The sequence below is a fragment of the Phreatobacter aquaticus genome (assembly GCF_005160265.1).
In the GTDB taxonomy this organism is placed as follows: domain Bacteria; phylum Pseudomonadota; class Alphaproteobacteria; order Rhizobiales; family Phreatobacteraceae; genus Phreatobacter; species Phreatobacter aquaticus.
Genome location: NZ_CP039865.1, coordinates 1,486,802 through 1,502,392 on the forward strand (window position 1 = coordinate 1,486,802; position 15,591 = coordinate 1,502,392).

A 15,591-nucleotide genomic window follows, 5' to 3' on the forward strand; every position below is an offset into this window, starting at 1 on the left:
ACGGCGAAACGGCCGCGCGCATCGGGATATCCAGGCCATGGCGACATTCAAGCCGCTCGTCTTTTCCGGCATGCAGCCGTCAGGCGATCTGCACCTCGGCAATTACCTCGGCGCCCTGGTGAACTGGGTGCGAATGCAGGAGACGCACGACACCATCTTCTGTGTCGTCGACATGCACGCCATCACCGTCTGGCAGGACCCGGCGGCCCTTCAGAAGGCGATCCGCGAGGTGACCGCCGCCTATATCGCCTCCGGCATCGATCCCGAGCGGTCCATCCTGTTCAACCAGAGCCAGGTGCATGAGCACGCCGAACTCGCCTGGGTGTTCAATTGCGTCGCGCGCATCGGCTGGATGAACCGCATGACGCAGTTCAAGGACAAGGCCGGCAAGGACAAGGAGAACGCCTCGCTCGGCCTGTTCGCCTATCCGAGCCTGATGGCCGCCGACATTCTGGCCTATCGCGCGACCCACGTGCCGGTCGGCGAGGACCAGAAGCAGCATCTGGAGCTGACCCGCGACATCGCGATCAAGTTCAACAACGACTATGCCGAGCGGATTGCGGCGCTTGGGCATGGCGACGCGTTCTTCCCGGTCACCGAGCCGGTGATCTCCGGGCCGGCGACGCGGGTCATGAGCCTGCGCGACGGCACCAAGAAGATGTCGAAATCGGACCCGTCCGACTATTCGCGCATCAACCTGGTCGATGATGCCGACACGATCGCCCAGAAGGTCCGTAAGGCGCGCACCGATCCCGAAGCGCTGCCCTCCGAGGAAGCCGGCCTCAAGGGTCGCGCCGAGGCCGACAATCTCGTCGGCATCTTCGCCGCGCTGTCGGGCCGCACCAAGGCCGATATCCTGGCCGAGTTCGGCGGCGGTCAGTTCTCGGGCTTCAAGTCGGCGCTCGCCGATCTCGCGGTCGCCAAGCTTTCGCCCATCACGATGGAAATGAAGCGTCTGGTCAGCGATCCCGCCGAGATCGACCGCATCCTCGCCCGTGGGTCCGAGCGGGCCCGCGCGATCGCCCGCCCGGTGATGGACCAGGTCAAGGACATCGTCGGTTTCATCCGGTCCTGACTGAGGCCGGGCGCCGGCCGCATTTCGTTTGATCGCCTTGGGCAGTTGACTCTTTGTCGCGCGCTCTCAACTCTGGCGGCGGATTTTCTCCGTCCCGGGCTCGTCCGGGGCGGCTTATGACGGGAGTACCTCCGATGAACCATCTGTCTCGCGGCCTCGCCGCGGCAGCCCTGCTTGCGTGCGGCACGGTCGCTGCCGGCGCCCAGCAACTTGCACCTTCGCCGACGCTCGATGCGATCCGCGCCCGCGGCCATCTCGAATGCGGCGTCCATCTGGGACTGCCGGGCTTCTCCTTTGCCAATGACAAGGGCGAGTGGTCCGGTCTCGACGTCGATTTCTGCCGTGCGCTGGCCGCCGCCATCTTCGGCGATGCCACCAAGGTGAAGTTCACCCCCACCTCGGTGCAGCAGCGCTGGCCGGTCCTGCAGTCCGGTCAGGTCGACCTGCTGGCCCGCAACACCACCATCACCTTCTCGCGCAATGCCACGCTTGGCGTGAACTTCCAGGGCATCAACTTCTACGAGGGCCAGAGCTTCATCGTGCGCGCGTCCTCGGGCGCCAAGAAGCCGACCGATCTCGAGAACGCCTCGATCTGCGTTGCCGCCGGCTCGACCGAAGAGCGTACGGCTGCGGACTATTTCCGCGAGCGCAACATCAAGGTGTCGATCATCAACTTCCAGAAGAACGATGATGCCATCGCCGCCTATGATGCGGGCCGTTGCGACAGCTACACCGCAGGCCTCGGCGCGCTCGCCGGCCAGCGCATCAAGCTGAAGACGCCTGGCGACCACATCATCATGACCGAGACCATCTCGAACGATCCGCAGGGTCCGGTGACCCGCTGGGGCGACGAGCGCTGGCAGCTCATCGTGCGCTGGGTGCTGAACGGCCAGATCGCCGCCGAAGCCTTCGGCGTCACCTCGGCCAATGTCGAGCAGATGCGCGCCTCCTCCGCCAATGCCGAGGTCAAGCGCCTTCTCGGTGCCGATGGCGGCTTCGGCGCCATGCTGGGCCTGTCGAACGACTGGATGTTCAACGCCATCAAGCAGGTCGGCAATTACAGCGAGAGCTTCGAGCGCACGGTCGGCAAGGGTTCGCCGCTCGGCCTCGAGCGCGGCCAGAACGCGCTCTGGACCCGCGGCGGTCTCCTGTTCACCTCGCCGTTCCAGTGAACCTGAACGTCTGACGCATCAAGGCCCTTCCCCAACCGGGGAGGGGCCGCTTTCCCCCTCAGCCAAACACGCGCGAGCCCCGTGACCCGGTTCATCTACGACAAGCGCGTGCGCGACATCTTCTGGCAGGTTGTCCTGTTGGGTAGCCTGGCCGCGACGATCTATTTCGTCGTCAACAACGCCTCCCAGAACATGGTCAATGCCGGCATTGCCTCCGGCTTCGACTTCCTGTGGCGCACGTCGGGCATCGACGTGCCCTTCGTGCTGACCAATTACACCGGCAATTCCAACATTCTCGCCCTGCTCTGGGTCGGCGTCGTCAACACGCTGGTGATCACGGCGGTCTCGGTGGTGGCGGCGACCCTGCTCGGCTTCGTCGTCGGCGTCGCACGCCTGTCGAAGAACAAGCTGCTCTCGGGCCTCGCCGGCGCCTATATCGAGTTCGTTCGCAATATCCCGCTGCTGTTCTTCGTGCTGTTCTGGTATTTCGGCGTCATCGCGGCGCTGCCCGGTCCGCGCCAGTCGATCAGCATCTTCTCCGTCGCCTTCCTCAACAATCGCGGCCTGATCGTGCCGGCGGCGAACGAGGGTTCTGCGCTGAAGGTCGCGGCGATCTTCGTGCTCCTGGCCTTCATCGTGCAGCTTGGCATCGCCGTCTGGGCCAAGCGCCGGCGTGATGCGACCGGCGCGATCTTCCCGACCTGGGCCACCGGCCTTGGCCTTCTGGTCGTCCTGCCGATTATCGCCTTCGGCATCGCGACCGCGCTCACCCCCTGGGACATTCCTGCGCTGCGCGGCTTCAACTTCCGCGGCGGCTTCGTGCTGGTGCCGGAATTCGTCGCGCTGTTTGCGGCACTCACCACCTATACCGCCGCCTTCATCGCTGAGATCGTCAGGGGCGGCATCCAGTCGGTGGTCAAGGGCCAGTGGGAGGCGGCCTTCGCGCTGGGCTTGAGGCCGAACCGTGCGCTGAGCCTCGTGGTCATCCCGCAGGCCATGCGGGTGATGATCCCGCCCATGACCAGCCAGTACCTTAACGTCCTCAAGAACTCATCCTTCGGCGCGGCGATTGCCTTCCCCGAACTGGTCTCGGTCTTCGTCGGCTCGGCGCTCAACAATACCGGCCAGGCGATCGAGATCATCGCGATCACGCTGGCGATCTATCTTGCCATCGGCCTTGCCGTCTCCGGCTTCATGAACTGGTACAACGCCAAGACCGCGCTGGTGACCCGATGACATCGGCAACGCTTGCAGCGCCCCTGGCGCCGACCTTCCTCCGTCAGATCCGCACCGACTATTTCGGCTCGGTGAAGGACACGATCATCTCGCTCCTCTGCCTTGCGGCAATGGTAGCGATCGCCGTGCCGATTCTGCGCTGGACCATCATCGACGCAAATTTCGTCGGCACGACGCGCGCCGATTGCACCGCTGGCGGCGCCTGCTGGGTGTTCATCCGCGCCCGCTTCGGCCAGTTCATGTATGGCCTCTACCCGATCGACCAGCGCTGGCGCATCGATCTCGCCGGCCTGGTTCTGGTGGCTACCGTCGCCCTGTCGTTCTGGAAGGCCATGCCGCATCGTGGCCGGGTCGTGCCGGCGCTCTGGGCCCTCGTCATGGTGGTCAATGTCTGGCTGCTCTGGGGCGGGTTTGGCCTGCCGCGCGTCGAGACCCGCCAATGGGGCGGGCTCATGCTCACCGTCTTCCTGTCGGTCTATGCCGGTTTTCTCGCCGTGCCGCTTGGCATCGTGATGGCGCTTGGCCGTCAGTCGGAACTGCCGGTGATCCGGCTGATCTCCACCATCTTCATCGAGTTCTGGCGCGGCGTGCCGATCATCACCGTGATCTTCCTGGCGTCCCTGCTCTTGCCGCTGGTCATGCCGGTCGGCTGGGAGATCGACCGCCTGGTGCGCGCCCTTGTCGGCCTCGCCTTCGTCATCGCCGCCTATATGGCGGAAGCAGTCCGCGGCGGCCTGCAGGCGATCCCCAAGGGGCAGGGGGAGGCCGCCAGCGCCATGGGTCTCGGCTACTGGACGACGACCCGGCTGATCATCCTGCCGCAGGCGCTCAAGATCTCCATGCCGGCGATGACCAACGAGTTCATCGCACTGATCAAGAACACCTCGCTCGTCTCCATCGTCTCGATCTTCGATCTCCTCGGCATTGCCCAGGCGTCGCTCGCCGATCCCAACTGGGTCGGCATGAACAAGGAGGCCTATGCCTTCTCAGGCGCGGTCTACTGGATCATCTGCTTCAGCCTGTCGCGGTGGGCGAAACGGCTGGAGAGCGCCAAGAAGACCACGCATTAGGCGAGCACGGCGCAACGGGGGTCAGACATCCGGGCCATTGCCCGGCCGCCCCCCGAAGGCTAGGTCAGAGGTCTTCGTTCGCAGGACCTTTCCGCCATGACCGAGCCCGCCGCCACCGGACCGCTTTCCGACATCAAGGTCGTCGAGCTCGGCTCGTTCATCGCCGGACCCTATTGCGGGCAATTGCTCGCTGACATGGGCGCCGACCTCGTCAAGTTCGAGGATCCCGGCAAGGGCGATCCGATGCGCCAATGGGGCTTCGCCAAGAAGGACGGCGCCTCCGTCTGGTGGCCGGTCATCGGCCGCAACAAGAAATGCGTCACCGTCGACCTCCGCAAGAAGCAGGGCCAGGACATCCTGCGCCGTCTCGTCAAGGACGCCGACGTGCTGCTCGAGAACTTCCGGCCGGGCACGCTGGAGAAATGGGGCCTCACCATCGAGGCGCTGCACGCGATGAACCCGAAGCTGATCGTCGCGCGGGTCTCCGGCTTCGGCCAATATGGACCCTATTCGGCCAAGGCCGGCTTCGCGGCCGTGTCCGAAGCCATGGGCGGCATGCGCACCATCAACGGCTATCCCGATCGCCTGCCAACCCGCACGGGCCTGTCCATCGGCGACACGCTCGCCGGTCTCTACACCGCCTATGGCATCGTGGCGGCGCTGCACCAGCGAGACCGCGACGGCCGGGGCCAGGTGGTCGATGTAGGCCTGACTGACGCGATCCTCGCAGCCATAGAGGGCGTCATCTCGGAATATTCGGTCACCGGCCATGTGCGCGGCCGCACCGGCCTGACATCTCCGGGCTTCGCCCCGTCCAACATCTATCCGACGCTGGACGGCCACCACATCGTCATCGGCGCCAATGCCGACACGATCTTCGGTCGTCTGGTCGAGGCGATGGGCATGGCCGAGTTGAAGACCGACCCGCGATTTGCCCGGCACGGCGCGCGCGGCCAGCCCGACAACCAGGCCGAGATCGACCGGATCATCGGCGACTGGACCTCCACCAAGCCCCGTGACGAACTCTTGAAACTGCTCGATGCGGCCTCGGTGCCGGCCGGCGGCGTCAATGACGCGGCGGCGGTGGCGGCCGACCCGCACTTCCGGGCTCGCGACATGATCGTCGAGGTCGATACGGCCGAATTCGGCCGCATGCTCATGCAGGGCATCGTGCCCAAGCTCACCCGCACGCCCGGCGCTATCCGCTGGGCCGGCGCCGGGCTCGGCGAGCACAATGACGAGGTGCTGGCAGCCGTGGGCTATTCGGCGGACGAGATCGCAAGGCTGAAGGCCGACGACGTGATTTGATTCTGGAGAACCGATGGTAGGCTAGGCTGCTCGTCAATCGAGGGGAAACTTGCCATGCTCATTCGCGTCGCGTTTTTCAGCCTTGTCCTCAGCCTCCTCCCCGTCACCGGAATCGCCGGCCCTGCGGACGATGCCAATGCGGTGGTTGATCAGTGGGCGGCGACCTATTCCGCCAACAATACCGAAGCCCTGGTGGCACTCTACGCGCCCGATGCCGTCCTTCTGGGAACGACAAGTCCCATCATGTCCGAGGGCACCGAGGCGATCAGGATCTATTTCAAGGACCTGCCTGGCAGCGGCCGGTCCAATGTGATCGTCGAGCGGCGCAGCTTCGTGCTCTCCCCCGATGCCGTTGTCGTCACCGGCTTCTACAATTTCGCCCGCGCGGCCGAAGGCAATGTTCCCAGGCCATCGCGCTATTCGATGCTGGTCGTGCGGCGGGATGGACGCTGGCTGATCGCCCACCATCATTCCTCGCCCCGCTCGGCAACCCGACAATAAGCGGGACAAGCGCCGGTTCGAATTGACACCGGTCCGACGGCAAAGTCTGATCCGGACATGCGTTCTGCCGCCGACTTCTGCCATGTCTCGATCATCTGGAGCCGCGCCTGATGGCGCCGGTGCTCGACGCCCGCGGCATCACCAAGCGCTATGGCGCGCTGGTCGCCAACGATCACGTCGATCTCTCAGTCGAAGCCGCCGAGATCCACGCGCTGCTGGGCGAGAATGGCGCCGGCAAGTCGACGCTGGTGAAGATCCTCTACGGCCTGATCCAGCCGGCCGAGGGCACGATCAACTGGCAGGGCGAACAGGTGCGCCTCGGCAGTCCGGCGGAAGCGCGTGCCCGCGGCATCGGCATGGTGTTCCAGCATTTCTCGCTGTTCGAGGCGCTGACCGTTGCCGAGAATGTCGCGCTGTCGCTGCCGGCGGGCACGCCCATGGCAAAGATCGAGGCGGAGGTGGCGCGGTTATCGACCGCCTATGGCCTGCCGCTCGAGCCGAAGCGCGAGGTCTGGCGGCTGTCGGTTGGCGAGCGCCAGCGCATCGAGATTGTCCGCGCGCTGCTGCAGAACCCGAAGCTCCTTATTCTCGACGAGCCCACCTCGGTCCTGACCCCGCAGGAAGCCGATCAGCTGTTTGCGACCCTTGCGACCCTGAAGGCCGAGGGCCGCAGTGTCCTCTATATCTCCCACAAGCTCGACGAAGTCCGCCGGATCTGCGACCGCGCCACCATCCTGCGTGGCGGCAAGGTAGTCGCATCCTGCAATCCCCGCGACGAGACGGCAGCCTCGATGGCCCGGCTGATGGTCGGCGCCGATGTCGCGACGCTGCGCGCCTCGGCGCATCAGCTTGGGGCCCCGCGCCTGACGGTCGAAGGCCTGTCGCTACCCTCCCTCGACGATCACGGTGTCGCCCTGTCGTCGGTCGCGCTGACGGTTCGTGCGGGCGAAATTCTCGGGATCGCCGGCATTGCCGGCAACGGCCAGGACGAACTCTTCGCGGTGCTCTCGGGCGAACGGCTCGCGCCGCCGCAGTCTATCCGTATTGCCGACAGGCCCGTCGGCTCGGCGGGCATCACGGCCAGGCGCCGGCTGGGCGCAGCCTTCGTGCCGGAGGAGCGGCTCGGCCACGCCGCTGCGCCCCGGCTGCCGCTGACCGACAATGCCCTGCTCGCCGGCCATGCCACCAACGGCTTCGTCTCGGGCGGCCTGATCCAGCGCGGCCGCATCGCCGAATGGGTGGCCAAGGTGGTCAAGGTCTTCGACGTCCGGATGAGCGGTGCCGATCCGGAGGCACGCGCGCTGTCGGGCGGCAACTTGCAGAAATTCGTGGTCGGCCGCGAGATCCTGCGCGAGCCGACCCTGCTGGTCGTGGCGCAGCCGACCTGGGGGGTCGATGCCGCGGCCGCCGCCACCATCCGCCAGGCTCTGATCGATCTCGCCGGGCGCGGCGCGGCAGTCCTGGTCATCAGCCAGGACCTCGACGAATTGTTCGAGCTGGCCGACCGGATCGCGGTGATCTCCGAGGGTCGGCTGTCCGAGCCACAGCCAGCGTCGAGCCTCACCCGCGAGGCGGTGGGCCTGATGATGGGCGGCATTCACGGGGTGGCTTCGTGAGGGCGGGAGATGAAGACGTCCTTCGAGGCTCGCTCCGCTCGCACCTCAGGATGAGGAACGGAGAGAGCGCACTTGCTGTCGCGAAGAGCCTTGGCGCGACCTCTGCTCACCTCATCCTGAGGTGCGAGCGGAGCGAGCCTCGAAGGATCTCTTCCTTTGAACCGGGACCCGGCCCATGCGCCTGATCCTGGAGAAGCGCGAGACCTCGCCCGCCTGGCTGTCGGTTGCCTCGCCGGTCATCGCCATTCTGCTCACGCTCTGCGCCGGCGCGATCCTGTTCGCCGTCATCGGCAAGAATCCCGTCACGGCGCTCAGGGTCTATTTCCTCGATCCGCTGTCGGATGGCTGGGCGCTGCAGGAACTCGCCGTCAAGGCGACGCCGCTGATCCTGATCGGCGTCGGCCTGACGCTCTGCTATCGCTCCAACAACTGGAACATCGGCGCCGAGGGCCAGCTGGTCATGGGCGCGGTGTTCGGCTCCTGGGTGGCGCTCTCGACCCATGGCGTGGCCCATGGCGCCTGGGTGCTGCCGGCCATGCTCGGCATGGGCGCGCTCGGCGGCGCGTTGCTCGCGCTGGTGCCGGCCATTCTCAAGGCGCGCTTCCAGGTCAACGAGATCCTGACCAGCCTCATGCTGGTCTATGTCGCCGAACTGACGCTCGACTATCTCGTGCGCGGGCGGTGGCGCGATCCGAAGGGCTTCAACTTCCCGCAATCGGTCAATTTCGATCCGCAGGCCACCATGCCACTCCTGTTCGGCGAGGGGCGGCTCCATGTCGGCTTCGCGCTGGCCGTTCTGGTGGCGCTCGTCGCCGCCTTCGTGCTGGCGCGCACCCTGAAGGGTTTCGAGATCCGTCTCGTCGGCGAGGCGCCGCGCGCCGCCCGCTTCGCCGGCTTCGATGACCGGCGAACAACCCTGTTCGTCTTCGCGGTGTCGGGCGCGCTGGCGGGGCTCGCCGGTATCATCGAGGTCGCCGGACCCATCGGTCAGCTCCAGCCCTCGATCTCGCCGGGCTATGGCTTCACCGCCATCATCGTTGCCTTCCTCGGCCGGCTGAACCCCATCGGCGCGCTGATTGCCGCCCTGTTCCTGGCGCTCACCTTCATCGGCGGCGAGAATGCCCAGATTGCGCTGAAGATCCCGCTCGATGTCACGCGTGTGTTCCAGGGGCTGCTGCTGTTCTTCGTGCTCGGTTGCGACAGCTTCATCCTCTATCGCCTGCGTCTCGTCAGCCGGGAGGGCCTCGCCTGATGGGCATATTCGAGGCGATCCTGCTCACCATCATCACCGCCGCGACGCCGCTGGCGCTGGCAGCCCTCGGCGAACTGGTCGTCGAGCGCTCCGGCGTGCTCAATCTCGGCGTCGAGGGCATGATGATCATCGGCGCCGCCACCGGCTTCGCGGTGGCGGTCCTCTCCGGTTCGACGCTGATCGGCGCGCTCGCGGCGATTGCCGCCGGCATGGTCATGGCCTCGGTCTTTGCCGCGCTGGCACTGGGGCTCGCCGCCAATCAGGTAGCCACCGGCCTCGCCCTCACGATCCTGGGAATCGGCCTTTCCGGCCTCATCGGCAATGATTTCATCGGCGCGCGCCGCGATCCAATGGCGAAGATCGTCGTTCCCTACCTGTCGGACCTGCCGGTGGTCGGCCGCGTGCTGTTCCAGCAAGATCCGGTCGTCTATCTCACTGTCGCGCTCGCCGCCGGCATCTGGTGGTTCCTTGCCCGCTCGCGCGCCGGCCTGACGCTCCGCGCGGTCGGCGAGAGCCACGTCTCGGCCCATGCGCTGGGTCTGCCGGTGCTGCGCATACGCTTCCTCGCGGTGCTGTTTGGCGGGGGCTGCGCCGGTCTTGCCGGGGCCTATCTGTCGCTCGCCTATACGCCGTTCTGGTCGCCGGGCATGACCGCCGGACGCGGCTGGATCGCGCTCGCCATCGTCGTCTTCGCCTCGTGGAAGCCGCTGCGGGCGCTTCTCGGAGCCTATCTGTTTGGCGGCGTGACCATCCTGCAGCTGCACGCGCAGGCTCGTGGGTGGGGTATTCCCAGCCAGCTCATGTCGTCGCTGCCCTACCTCGCCACCATCTTCGTGCTGGTCATCATCAGCCGTGCCCGCAAGGGCGGCACGGATGCGCCGGCGGCCCTCGGTCAGCCCTTCGTCGCCGATCGCTGAACAAGTCCAGGAAACGCCCGATCCGTGATGGCCATCACATCGGGCCCGCCTGTCTCCGGGCAAGGTCGATCCACGAAAGCAATCGTGCTTCGCCAACCCGCAAGGAGACGTCCATGAGCATCTCGTCCAAGACCACCTTTTCCAAGACCACCTCTTCCAGCAAGTCCATCAAGGTCCTCGCCATCGCAGCCCTCGCGCTTGCTGGCTCCCTGACCTTCGCTGCCACTGACGCCGAAGCGCGCGGCGGACGCGGCGGCGGGGGCGGCGGCTTCCACTCCGGCGGTGGCGGCGGCATGCGTGCTTTCCACGGCGGCGGGTTCCGCCATGGCGGCATGGGCCGGCACGGCCACTTCCAGCGGCCCGGTCATTTCCCCCGTCACGGCCACTTCCATGGCCACCGTCACTGGCGCGGCTACGGCTATGGCTTCGCCGCCGTCGGTGCGACCTGCTGGGTGACCCGCTTCAACCCGGAATTCGGCGTCTATCAGCGCGTGAACATCTGCGACTGATCCAGGCATGAGCCTCCTGGCTCGACCTGACAGACGGGCCAGGACGATCGGGCAGGGGTGGCTTCGTGCCGCCCCTGTTGGCTTGTTTGCGGGCGCCTTGCATGTGTAACCTTGGGGCATGTCCCAGGATGGCCCCCGTTCGGCGGAATTGCTGGCGTCGCTGCCCGGCGAGGTGACCCAGCGGCTGATGGCACGCGCCGCGCAGGTGCGCCGGGCGGCCGGCCAGACCCTGTTCATGGGCGGCGATGCTGGCGACGGCTGCTATGTCATCGACGAAGGCCTGCTGAAGGTCGAGCTGGCCTCCGAATCCGGCGCCCAGCGCATCCTGGCCATCCTCCGGCCCGGTGCCGTTGTGGGTGAGCTCTCGCTGGTTGATGGCAAGCCGCGCTCGGCCACCGTCACGGCGCTGCGCGAAAGCCGCCTGCGCTTCATCTCTCGGGCGACCTTCGATGAGGTGGTGGCACGTGATCCCGAACTGCTGCGGGCCGTCGCCGCGGTGTTGGCGGGCCGATTGCGCGACACCAATCAAGCGCTGGCAACGTCCAACTTCATGCCGGTCAAGGGGCGCGTGGCGCTGGCCATGTCGGCGCTGATGGAGAGCTTCGGCCAGCCGGTCGGGCCTGGCCGCACGCTGATCAAGGTGAAGCTTGCCCAGGGCGATATCGCGGCCATGGCCGGTGTCTCGCGGGAGACCGCAAGTCGCATCCTCAACGAGTGGCTGCGCGCCGGCGATATCAGCCGGCTCGCGGGCTATTACTGCATCGAGCGGGCGGCTGCGATCGAGGCCCCACCGGGCTGAGTCTCGTCGCGGGGACTGAGAAAAAACGTCTCCACCGAACCGATCCCCTTCATCTCGATCATGCCGCGCGGTTCGAACCGGAAGGCGTCCGCCGCCGCAGTCCTGAACGCCTCGCTCACATGGATGCAGCCTGGCTTTCCCGTCGATTCCAGCCTGGAGGCCGTGTTCACCGCGTCGCCCCAGAGGTCATAGCCCATGCGGGTGTCGCCGATGACGCCGGCTGTCGCCTCACCGCAATGGAGCCCGATGCGCAGGGCGAGTTTGTGCGTGCCGAGGGTGGGATGCCCATCCTGTGCCGCGCGCATGGCGAGGGCGAACCGGCCCATCCGCACCGCGCCGTCGGCGCCTTGGGCCCCGACGCCGGAGGCCGCCATGTAGCTGTCGCCGATCGTCTTGATCTTCTCCACGCCATGGTCGGCGCACAGCCGGTCGAAGCTGCGAACGAGATCGTCGAGATAGGCCACCACCTCTTCCGGCGGCAGGGCATGGGCGGCCGAGGTGAACCCGACGAGATCGGCAAACAGGATGGTCACGTCATCCAGCCGGTCGGCGATCGGCTGTGCCGGAGCAGCCTTCAGCCGGTCCGCGATCGGACCCGGCAGCAGGGTGAGCAGCAGATTGTCGGACCGGCCGAGCGCCACCTGCAACTGGCTCTGTGCCCGGTGAAGGGCCAAAAGCGCATAGAGGATGAGCCCGCAATTGATCAGCAGCGCGGCGACCATCGCCTGCTGCGACAGCACCAGCCGGATCGCAGCGTCGCCGGGAGCGATGAAGCCGCGCGGCGGGACGAAGGTCAGCGTCAGGATGAGACAAAACAGCGCAAGACCGGCCAGCGGAAGCCAGAGCCGCCAGTTCTGCACCCCGATCACCAGAATCGCGGCACCGGCCAGCGTATGATAGATCTGCAGCCCGGCATCGCTGCCGAACATCGTCACCACGAATGTGTTGCCGAGGATGATCAGCACGGTGATCGCGACTGCACCGGCATTCGGCCCCCGCCGATGCAGGCGGTGGATGAACAATTCCAGCACCACCATCAGCGCATTGTAGGCGTGAATGATCAGCAGGCCTTGAAAGTCGTGCAGCGAGTTGGACACCAGATGAGAGATCTGGTCAGCCATCGCCGCGTAGACGCCGACATTCGTCAGTCGCTGCCGGCGCACGACGTCCGGATCCTCCGAAACGATCCCCAGATGGATGAGACGATCGACCCAGGCCGGCAGCGCGAACCAGCGGGAGGGCTTGGGCAGGCGCATCGCTTCCGGGGCCATTCCAACGCTCGATCCAAGGGAATTTACAAATCTTATCAGCCACTAAGGGCAATCTGGCAAGTGCCGCCGTTCCTTGACGTCGATCAACAGCGGGGCGCGGTCGCATTGACTTGTGCAGCCACTGACCGTAACCGTCTGATGACAAACAAGACGGCCTCGCCGCGGCTCCAACGGGGTCTGCTTGCTCGAAGACATCAATCGGGAGGCCTCATGACCCTACGCATTTCCGGCAAGAACCTCGACATCGGTGAAGCCCTGCGGACGCGCCTCACCGAACGGATCGGCGACGCGGCCGGTCGCTATGCTGACGGCCGCATCAACGGCCATGTGACGGTCGAGAAGGAAGCGCATGGCTTCCGGGCGGTCAGCGCGCTTCATCTCGCGACCGGCTCCACGCTGCATGCGGAAGGCTTCGCGCCCGACGCCTACGCTGCCTGCGACCTCACCGCCGACCGGATCGAGAAGCAGCTCCGCCGCTATGCGCGCCGCCTGAAGGACCGGGCCGGCCACCAGAACCATATCCAGGTGCCCGAACTCGAAGCGGCAACCTATGTGATCGAGGCGCCGGAGGATTCCGCCGACGATGTCGATGGTGGTTTCCAGCCGGTCATCATCGCCGAGCAGACGGCAAGCCTGAAGCGCATGACGGTGGCCGATGCCGTGCTGGATCTCGATGTAACGGGTGCCCGCGCCATCGTCTTCCTTCATGCCGTGCATGGACGCGTGAATGTGGTATATCGGCGCCCCGACGGCCATGTCGGCTGGGTGGATCCACCTGCTGGCGTGCCTGCTGCGGCCAATTGACCGCGTCATGGCACCGTCATTGCATGGGTTCACATAGCGCCCGAGTCGATACCGCCACGATCCAAGAAGGCAGCCAATGCCGCTCCCCGACCTGATCCCCAAAGGCGCGATCATCCCGTCGCTGCGGGTGACATCCAAGCGGCAGCTGCTCCAGGAACTGGCGGCCAAGGCCGCCGAACTGACCGGCCGCGATGCGCAGGAAATCTTCGATACGCTGAGCGAGCGCGAGCGGCTGGGGTCCACCGGGGCCGGCAACGGCATTGCCATTCCACATGGAAAATTGCCGAAACTCGACCGTCTGGTCGGGATTTTCGCCAAGCTCGACCGTGCCGTCGATTTTGACGCGATCGACGGCCAGCCCGTCGATCTCGTCTTCACGCTGCTCGCCCCCGAGGGTGCCGGCGCCGATCACCTCAAGGCCTTGTCGCGCATTGCCCGGCTGACCCGCGATCCCGGCAATGTCGAGAAGCTGCGCAGCGCCCGCGACGAGATCACCTTGCGGGGCCTGCTCGGCCAACCGATCACCTCCAACGCCGCATGATCAGGCTGGCCGGGGCGCTTCTTGCCCTCATGGTTCAGCTTTCGCCGGGCCTCGCGGCACCTGGCCGGGTTGTTTCGCTCAATCTCTGTGCAGACCAGCTGGTTCTGGCCCTGGCCGATCCCGGCCAGATCGCAGCGCTTTCCCCCTTTGCCACCGATCGCGCCAGTTCCGCCGCGGCCGAGGTGGCGAAGGCCTATCCGCGCACCCGTGGCTCGGCAGAGGAAGCGCTGGCGCTGGGCGCCGACCTCGTGTTCCTCGGACCGCTCGACCGGATGGCAACCAGCCGCCTGCTCGACGCCCGCGGTGTCCAGGTCGAGCGCATGGCCTTTCCCTCCTCGCTCGACGAAGCCAAGACGATCATCCGCCGGACCGCCCGTCTGCTTGGGCATCCGGAGCGGGGCGAGGCGCTGGCGGCACGGCTCGATGCCGCCTTGCAGGTGACAACAGGCCGCGTCACCGCCTTGCCCTATGAACGGCGAGGCTATGCATCCGGCCCGCGCAGCATGCTGGGCGACGCGATGGAGCGGGCGGGTCTCGCCCATGCGGCGCCCGAGACCGGCTTTGGCGGCTTCGTGTCGCTGGAGCGCGTCGTCGCGCTTCGGCCGGACGTGCTGGTGCTCAACGATCCGCCGGCCCGCGTCGCCGACCAGGGATCGGCCCTGCTCGTCCACCCGGCGCTGGCCAGGCTCTATCCGTCGGAGCGCCGCATCTCCGTGCCGGCCGTGCTCACCGTCTGTCCTGGGCCGGGGCTTGTTGAAGCGGTCGAGCTCCTCGCCGCCGGGCGGGCTGCCGCACCGCGCTGAAAAGCCGCTGCGCAATTCTCGCATCTCTGCCCTTGGCTTGCCGTGATTGGCTGACTAGCTCAAGCTCACCTGAACATCGAACCTGTCGGAGGCTCGCATGCCGGACCGCGTTCCCTTCGAGGAGTGCCTCGACCTCGTGCTGAAGCTCGACGAGATGGAGCCGGCCTTGCCGCGCCCGCGCCGGCTGGAGCGGCTGTTCGGCGATCTCTCGCGCTTCCGCCCGAGACAGCCGGCCTATGAGGTTCAGGATCTCATCTGGGCGATCTGGACCAATCACGAGGACGCCTATGCCGACGAGGCGATGGAACAGGCGATCAACGCCATCGCGCTGAAGGATTACGACATCGCCCATCTGGTGCTCGATGCGCTGGTCGCGGCGCGCCCCGAATGGGCTGAGGCCTGGAACAAGCGGGCGACGCTCAATTTCATCCGTGGCGACGACGCCCGTGCTGTTGACGACATCATGGAGACGCTGCGGCGCGAACCCCGGCACTTCGGCGCGATCTCGGGCTTTGCCCAGATCTGCCTGCGCCACGGCCGTCATGCCGACGCTCTCATCGCCTTCGAGGCGGCGCTGGCCATCAATCCGCACCTGGAAGGCGTCGCAGCCCTCGTGGCCGAGATGCACGCCAATGGCGGGCGCGTCCTCCATTGAATGGACTGCCGCTCCACGCGCGAAGCAGATAGAGGACATCTCTTCCTCCTGATCGGCCTCGC

16 protein-coding genes are annotated in these 15,591 nt (G+C 66.4%); 15 read left to right on the plus strand and 1 reads right to left on the minus strand.

Annotated elements, in window-relative coordinates; genetic code table 11:
• The first annotated feature begins 37 nt into the window (after positions 1 to 37).
• The 11 genes from trpS to E8L99_RS06975 all read left to right on the plus strand — a co-directional run bounded on the left by trpS (position 38) and on the right by E8L99_RS06975 (position 11,455).
• A complete protein-coding gene (trpS, locus tag E8L99_RS06925; protein ID WP_137098855.1) occupies positions 38 to 1,075 on the plus strand; it encodes a tryptophan--tRNA ligase in 1,038 nt (345 codons plus the stop codon).
• Between the two features lie 134 nt (positions 1,076 to 1,209).
• Complete coding sequence (locus tag E8L99_RS06930; RefSeq protein ID WP_137098856.1) at positions 1,210 to 2,247, plus strand: amino acid ABC transporter substrate-binding protein; 1,038 nt, start codon at positions 1,210 to 1,212, stop codon at positions 2,245 to 2,247.
• A gap of 81 nt (positions 2,248 to 2,328) precedes the next feature.
• Positions 2,329 to 3,483 (plus strand): amino acid ABC transporter permease, encoded by a 1,155-nt coding sequence (locus E8L99_RS06935; protein ID WP_168201596.1) that lies wholly within the window; start codon positions 2,329 to 2,331, stop codon positions 3,481 to 3,483.
• Positions 3,480 to 4,553 carry an amino acid ABC transporter permease gene (locus tag E8L99_RS06940; RefSeq protein ID WP_168201597.1) on the plus strand — a complete coding sequence of 358 codons (1,074 nt, stop codon included), beginning with the start codon at positions 3,480 to 3,482 and terminating at the stop codon, positions 4,551 to 4,553. The genes E8L99_RS06935 and E8L99_RS06940 overlap by 4 nt, the downstream gene beginning before the upstream one ends.
• A gap of 96 nt (positions 4,554 to 4,649) precedes the next feature.
• Positions 4,650 to 5,861: a CaiB/BaiF CoA transferase family protein gene (locus E8L99_RS06945; RefSeq protein WP_137098857.1), complete on the plus strand. Its 1,212-nt coding sequence runs from the start codon at positions 4,650 to 4,652 to the stop codon at positions 5,859 to 5,861.
• 54 nt (positions 5,862 to 5,915) lie between these two features.
• Positions 5,916 to 6,362: an SgcJ/EcaC family oxidoreductase gene (locus E8L99_RS06950; protein WP_137098858.1), complete on the plus strand. Its 447-nt coding sequence runs from the start codon at positions 5,916 to 5,918 to the stop codon at positions 6,360 to 6,362.
• Positions 6,363 to 6,472: 110 nt separating this feature from the next.
• A complete protein-coding gene (locus E8L99_RS06955) occupies positions 6,473 to 7,978 on the plus strand; it encodes an ABC transporter ATP-binding protein (RefSeq protein WP_137098859.1) in 1,506 nt (501 codons plus the stop codon).
• A gap of 175 nt (positions 7,979 to 8,153) precedes the next feature.
• Complete coding sequence (locus tag E8L99_RS06960; protein WP_137098860.1) at positions 8,154 to 9,230, plus strand: ABC transporter permease; 1,077 nt, start codon at positions 8,154 to 8,156, stop codon at positions 9,228 to 9,230.
• Positions 9,230 to 10,147, plus strand: coding sequence for an ABC transporter permease (locus E8L99_RS06965; protein ID WP_137098861.1), 918 nt, complete (start codon positions 9,230 to 9,232; stop codon positions 10,145 to 10,147). Before E8L99_RS06960 ends, E8L99_RS06965 begins: the two co-directional genes overlap by 1 nt.
• 113 nt (positions 10,148 to 10,260) lie before the next feature.
• Entirely contained in the window at positions 10,261 to 10,656 is a 396-nt protein-coding gene (locus tag E8L99_RS06970; RefSeq protein ID WP_137098862.1) for a hypothetical protein, read from the plus strand.
• Positions 10,657 to 10,774: 118 nt separating this feature from the next.
• Positions 10,775 to 11,455, plus strand: coding sequence for a Crp/Fnr family transcriptional regulator (locus E8L99_RS06975; RefSeq protein ID WP_137098863.1), 681 nt, complete (start codon positions 10,775 to 10,777; stop codon positions 11,453 to 11,455).
• Here the strand turns inward: E8L99_RS06975 and E8L99_RS06980 are convergent.
• On the minus strand, positions 11,410 to 12,726 hold the full coding sequence (locus tag E8L99_RS06980; protein WP_137098864.1) for an adenylate/guanylate cyclase domain-containing protein: 1,317 nt from the start codon (positions 12,724 to 12,726) through the stop codon (positions 11,410 to 11,412). The two genes, E8L99_RS06975 and E8L99_RS06980, sit on opposite strands and share 46 nt — an antisense overlap.
• Positions 12,727 to 12,936: 210 nt before the next feature.
• Here E8L99_RS06980 and hpf point away from each other — a divergent pair, with 210 nt between their 5' ends.
• From hpf to E8L99_RS07000, 4 genes are all read left to right on the plus strand, one after another.
• Complete coding sequence (hpf, locus tag E8L99_RS06985; protein ID WP_137098865.1) at positions 12,937 to 13,530, plus strand: ribosome hibernation-promoting factor, HPF/YfiA family; 594 nt, start codon at positions 12,937 to 12,939, stop codon at positions 13,528 to 13,530.
• Positions 13,531 to 13,606: 76 nt separating this feature from the next.
• Positions 13,607 to 14,071, plus strand: coding sequence for a PTS IIA-like nitrogen regulatory protein PtsN (gene ptsN / locus E8L99_RS06990; RefSeq protein ID WP_137098866.1), 465 nt, complete (start codon positions 13,607 to 13,609; stop codon positions 14,069 to 14,071).
• A gap of 29 nt (positions 14,072 to 14,100) precedes the next feature.
• A complete protein-coding gene (locus E8L99_RS06995; protein WP_168201598.1) occupies positions 14,101 to 14,874 on the plus strand; it encodes an ABC transporter substrate-binding protein in 774 nt (257 codons plus the stop codon).
• A 97-nt stretch (positions 14,875 to 14,971) separates the two neighbouring features.
• Positions 14,972 to 15,529, plus strand: a complete 558-nt coding sequence (locus E8L99_RS07000) for a tetratricopeptide repeat protein (protein WP_137098868.1) — start codon at positions 14,972 to 14,974, stop codon at positions 15,527 to 15,529.
• The last annotated feature ends 62 nt before the right edge of the window (positions 15,530 to 15,591 follow it).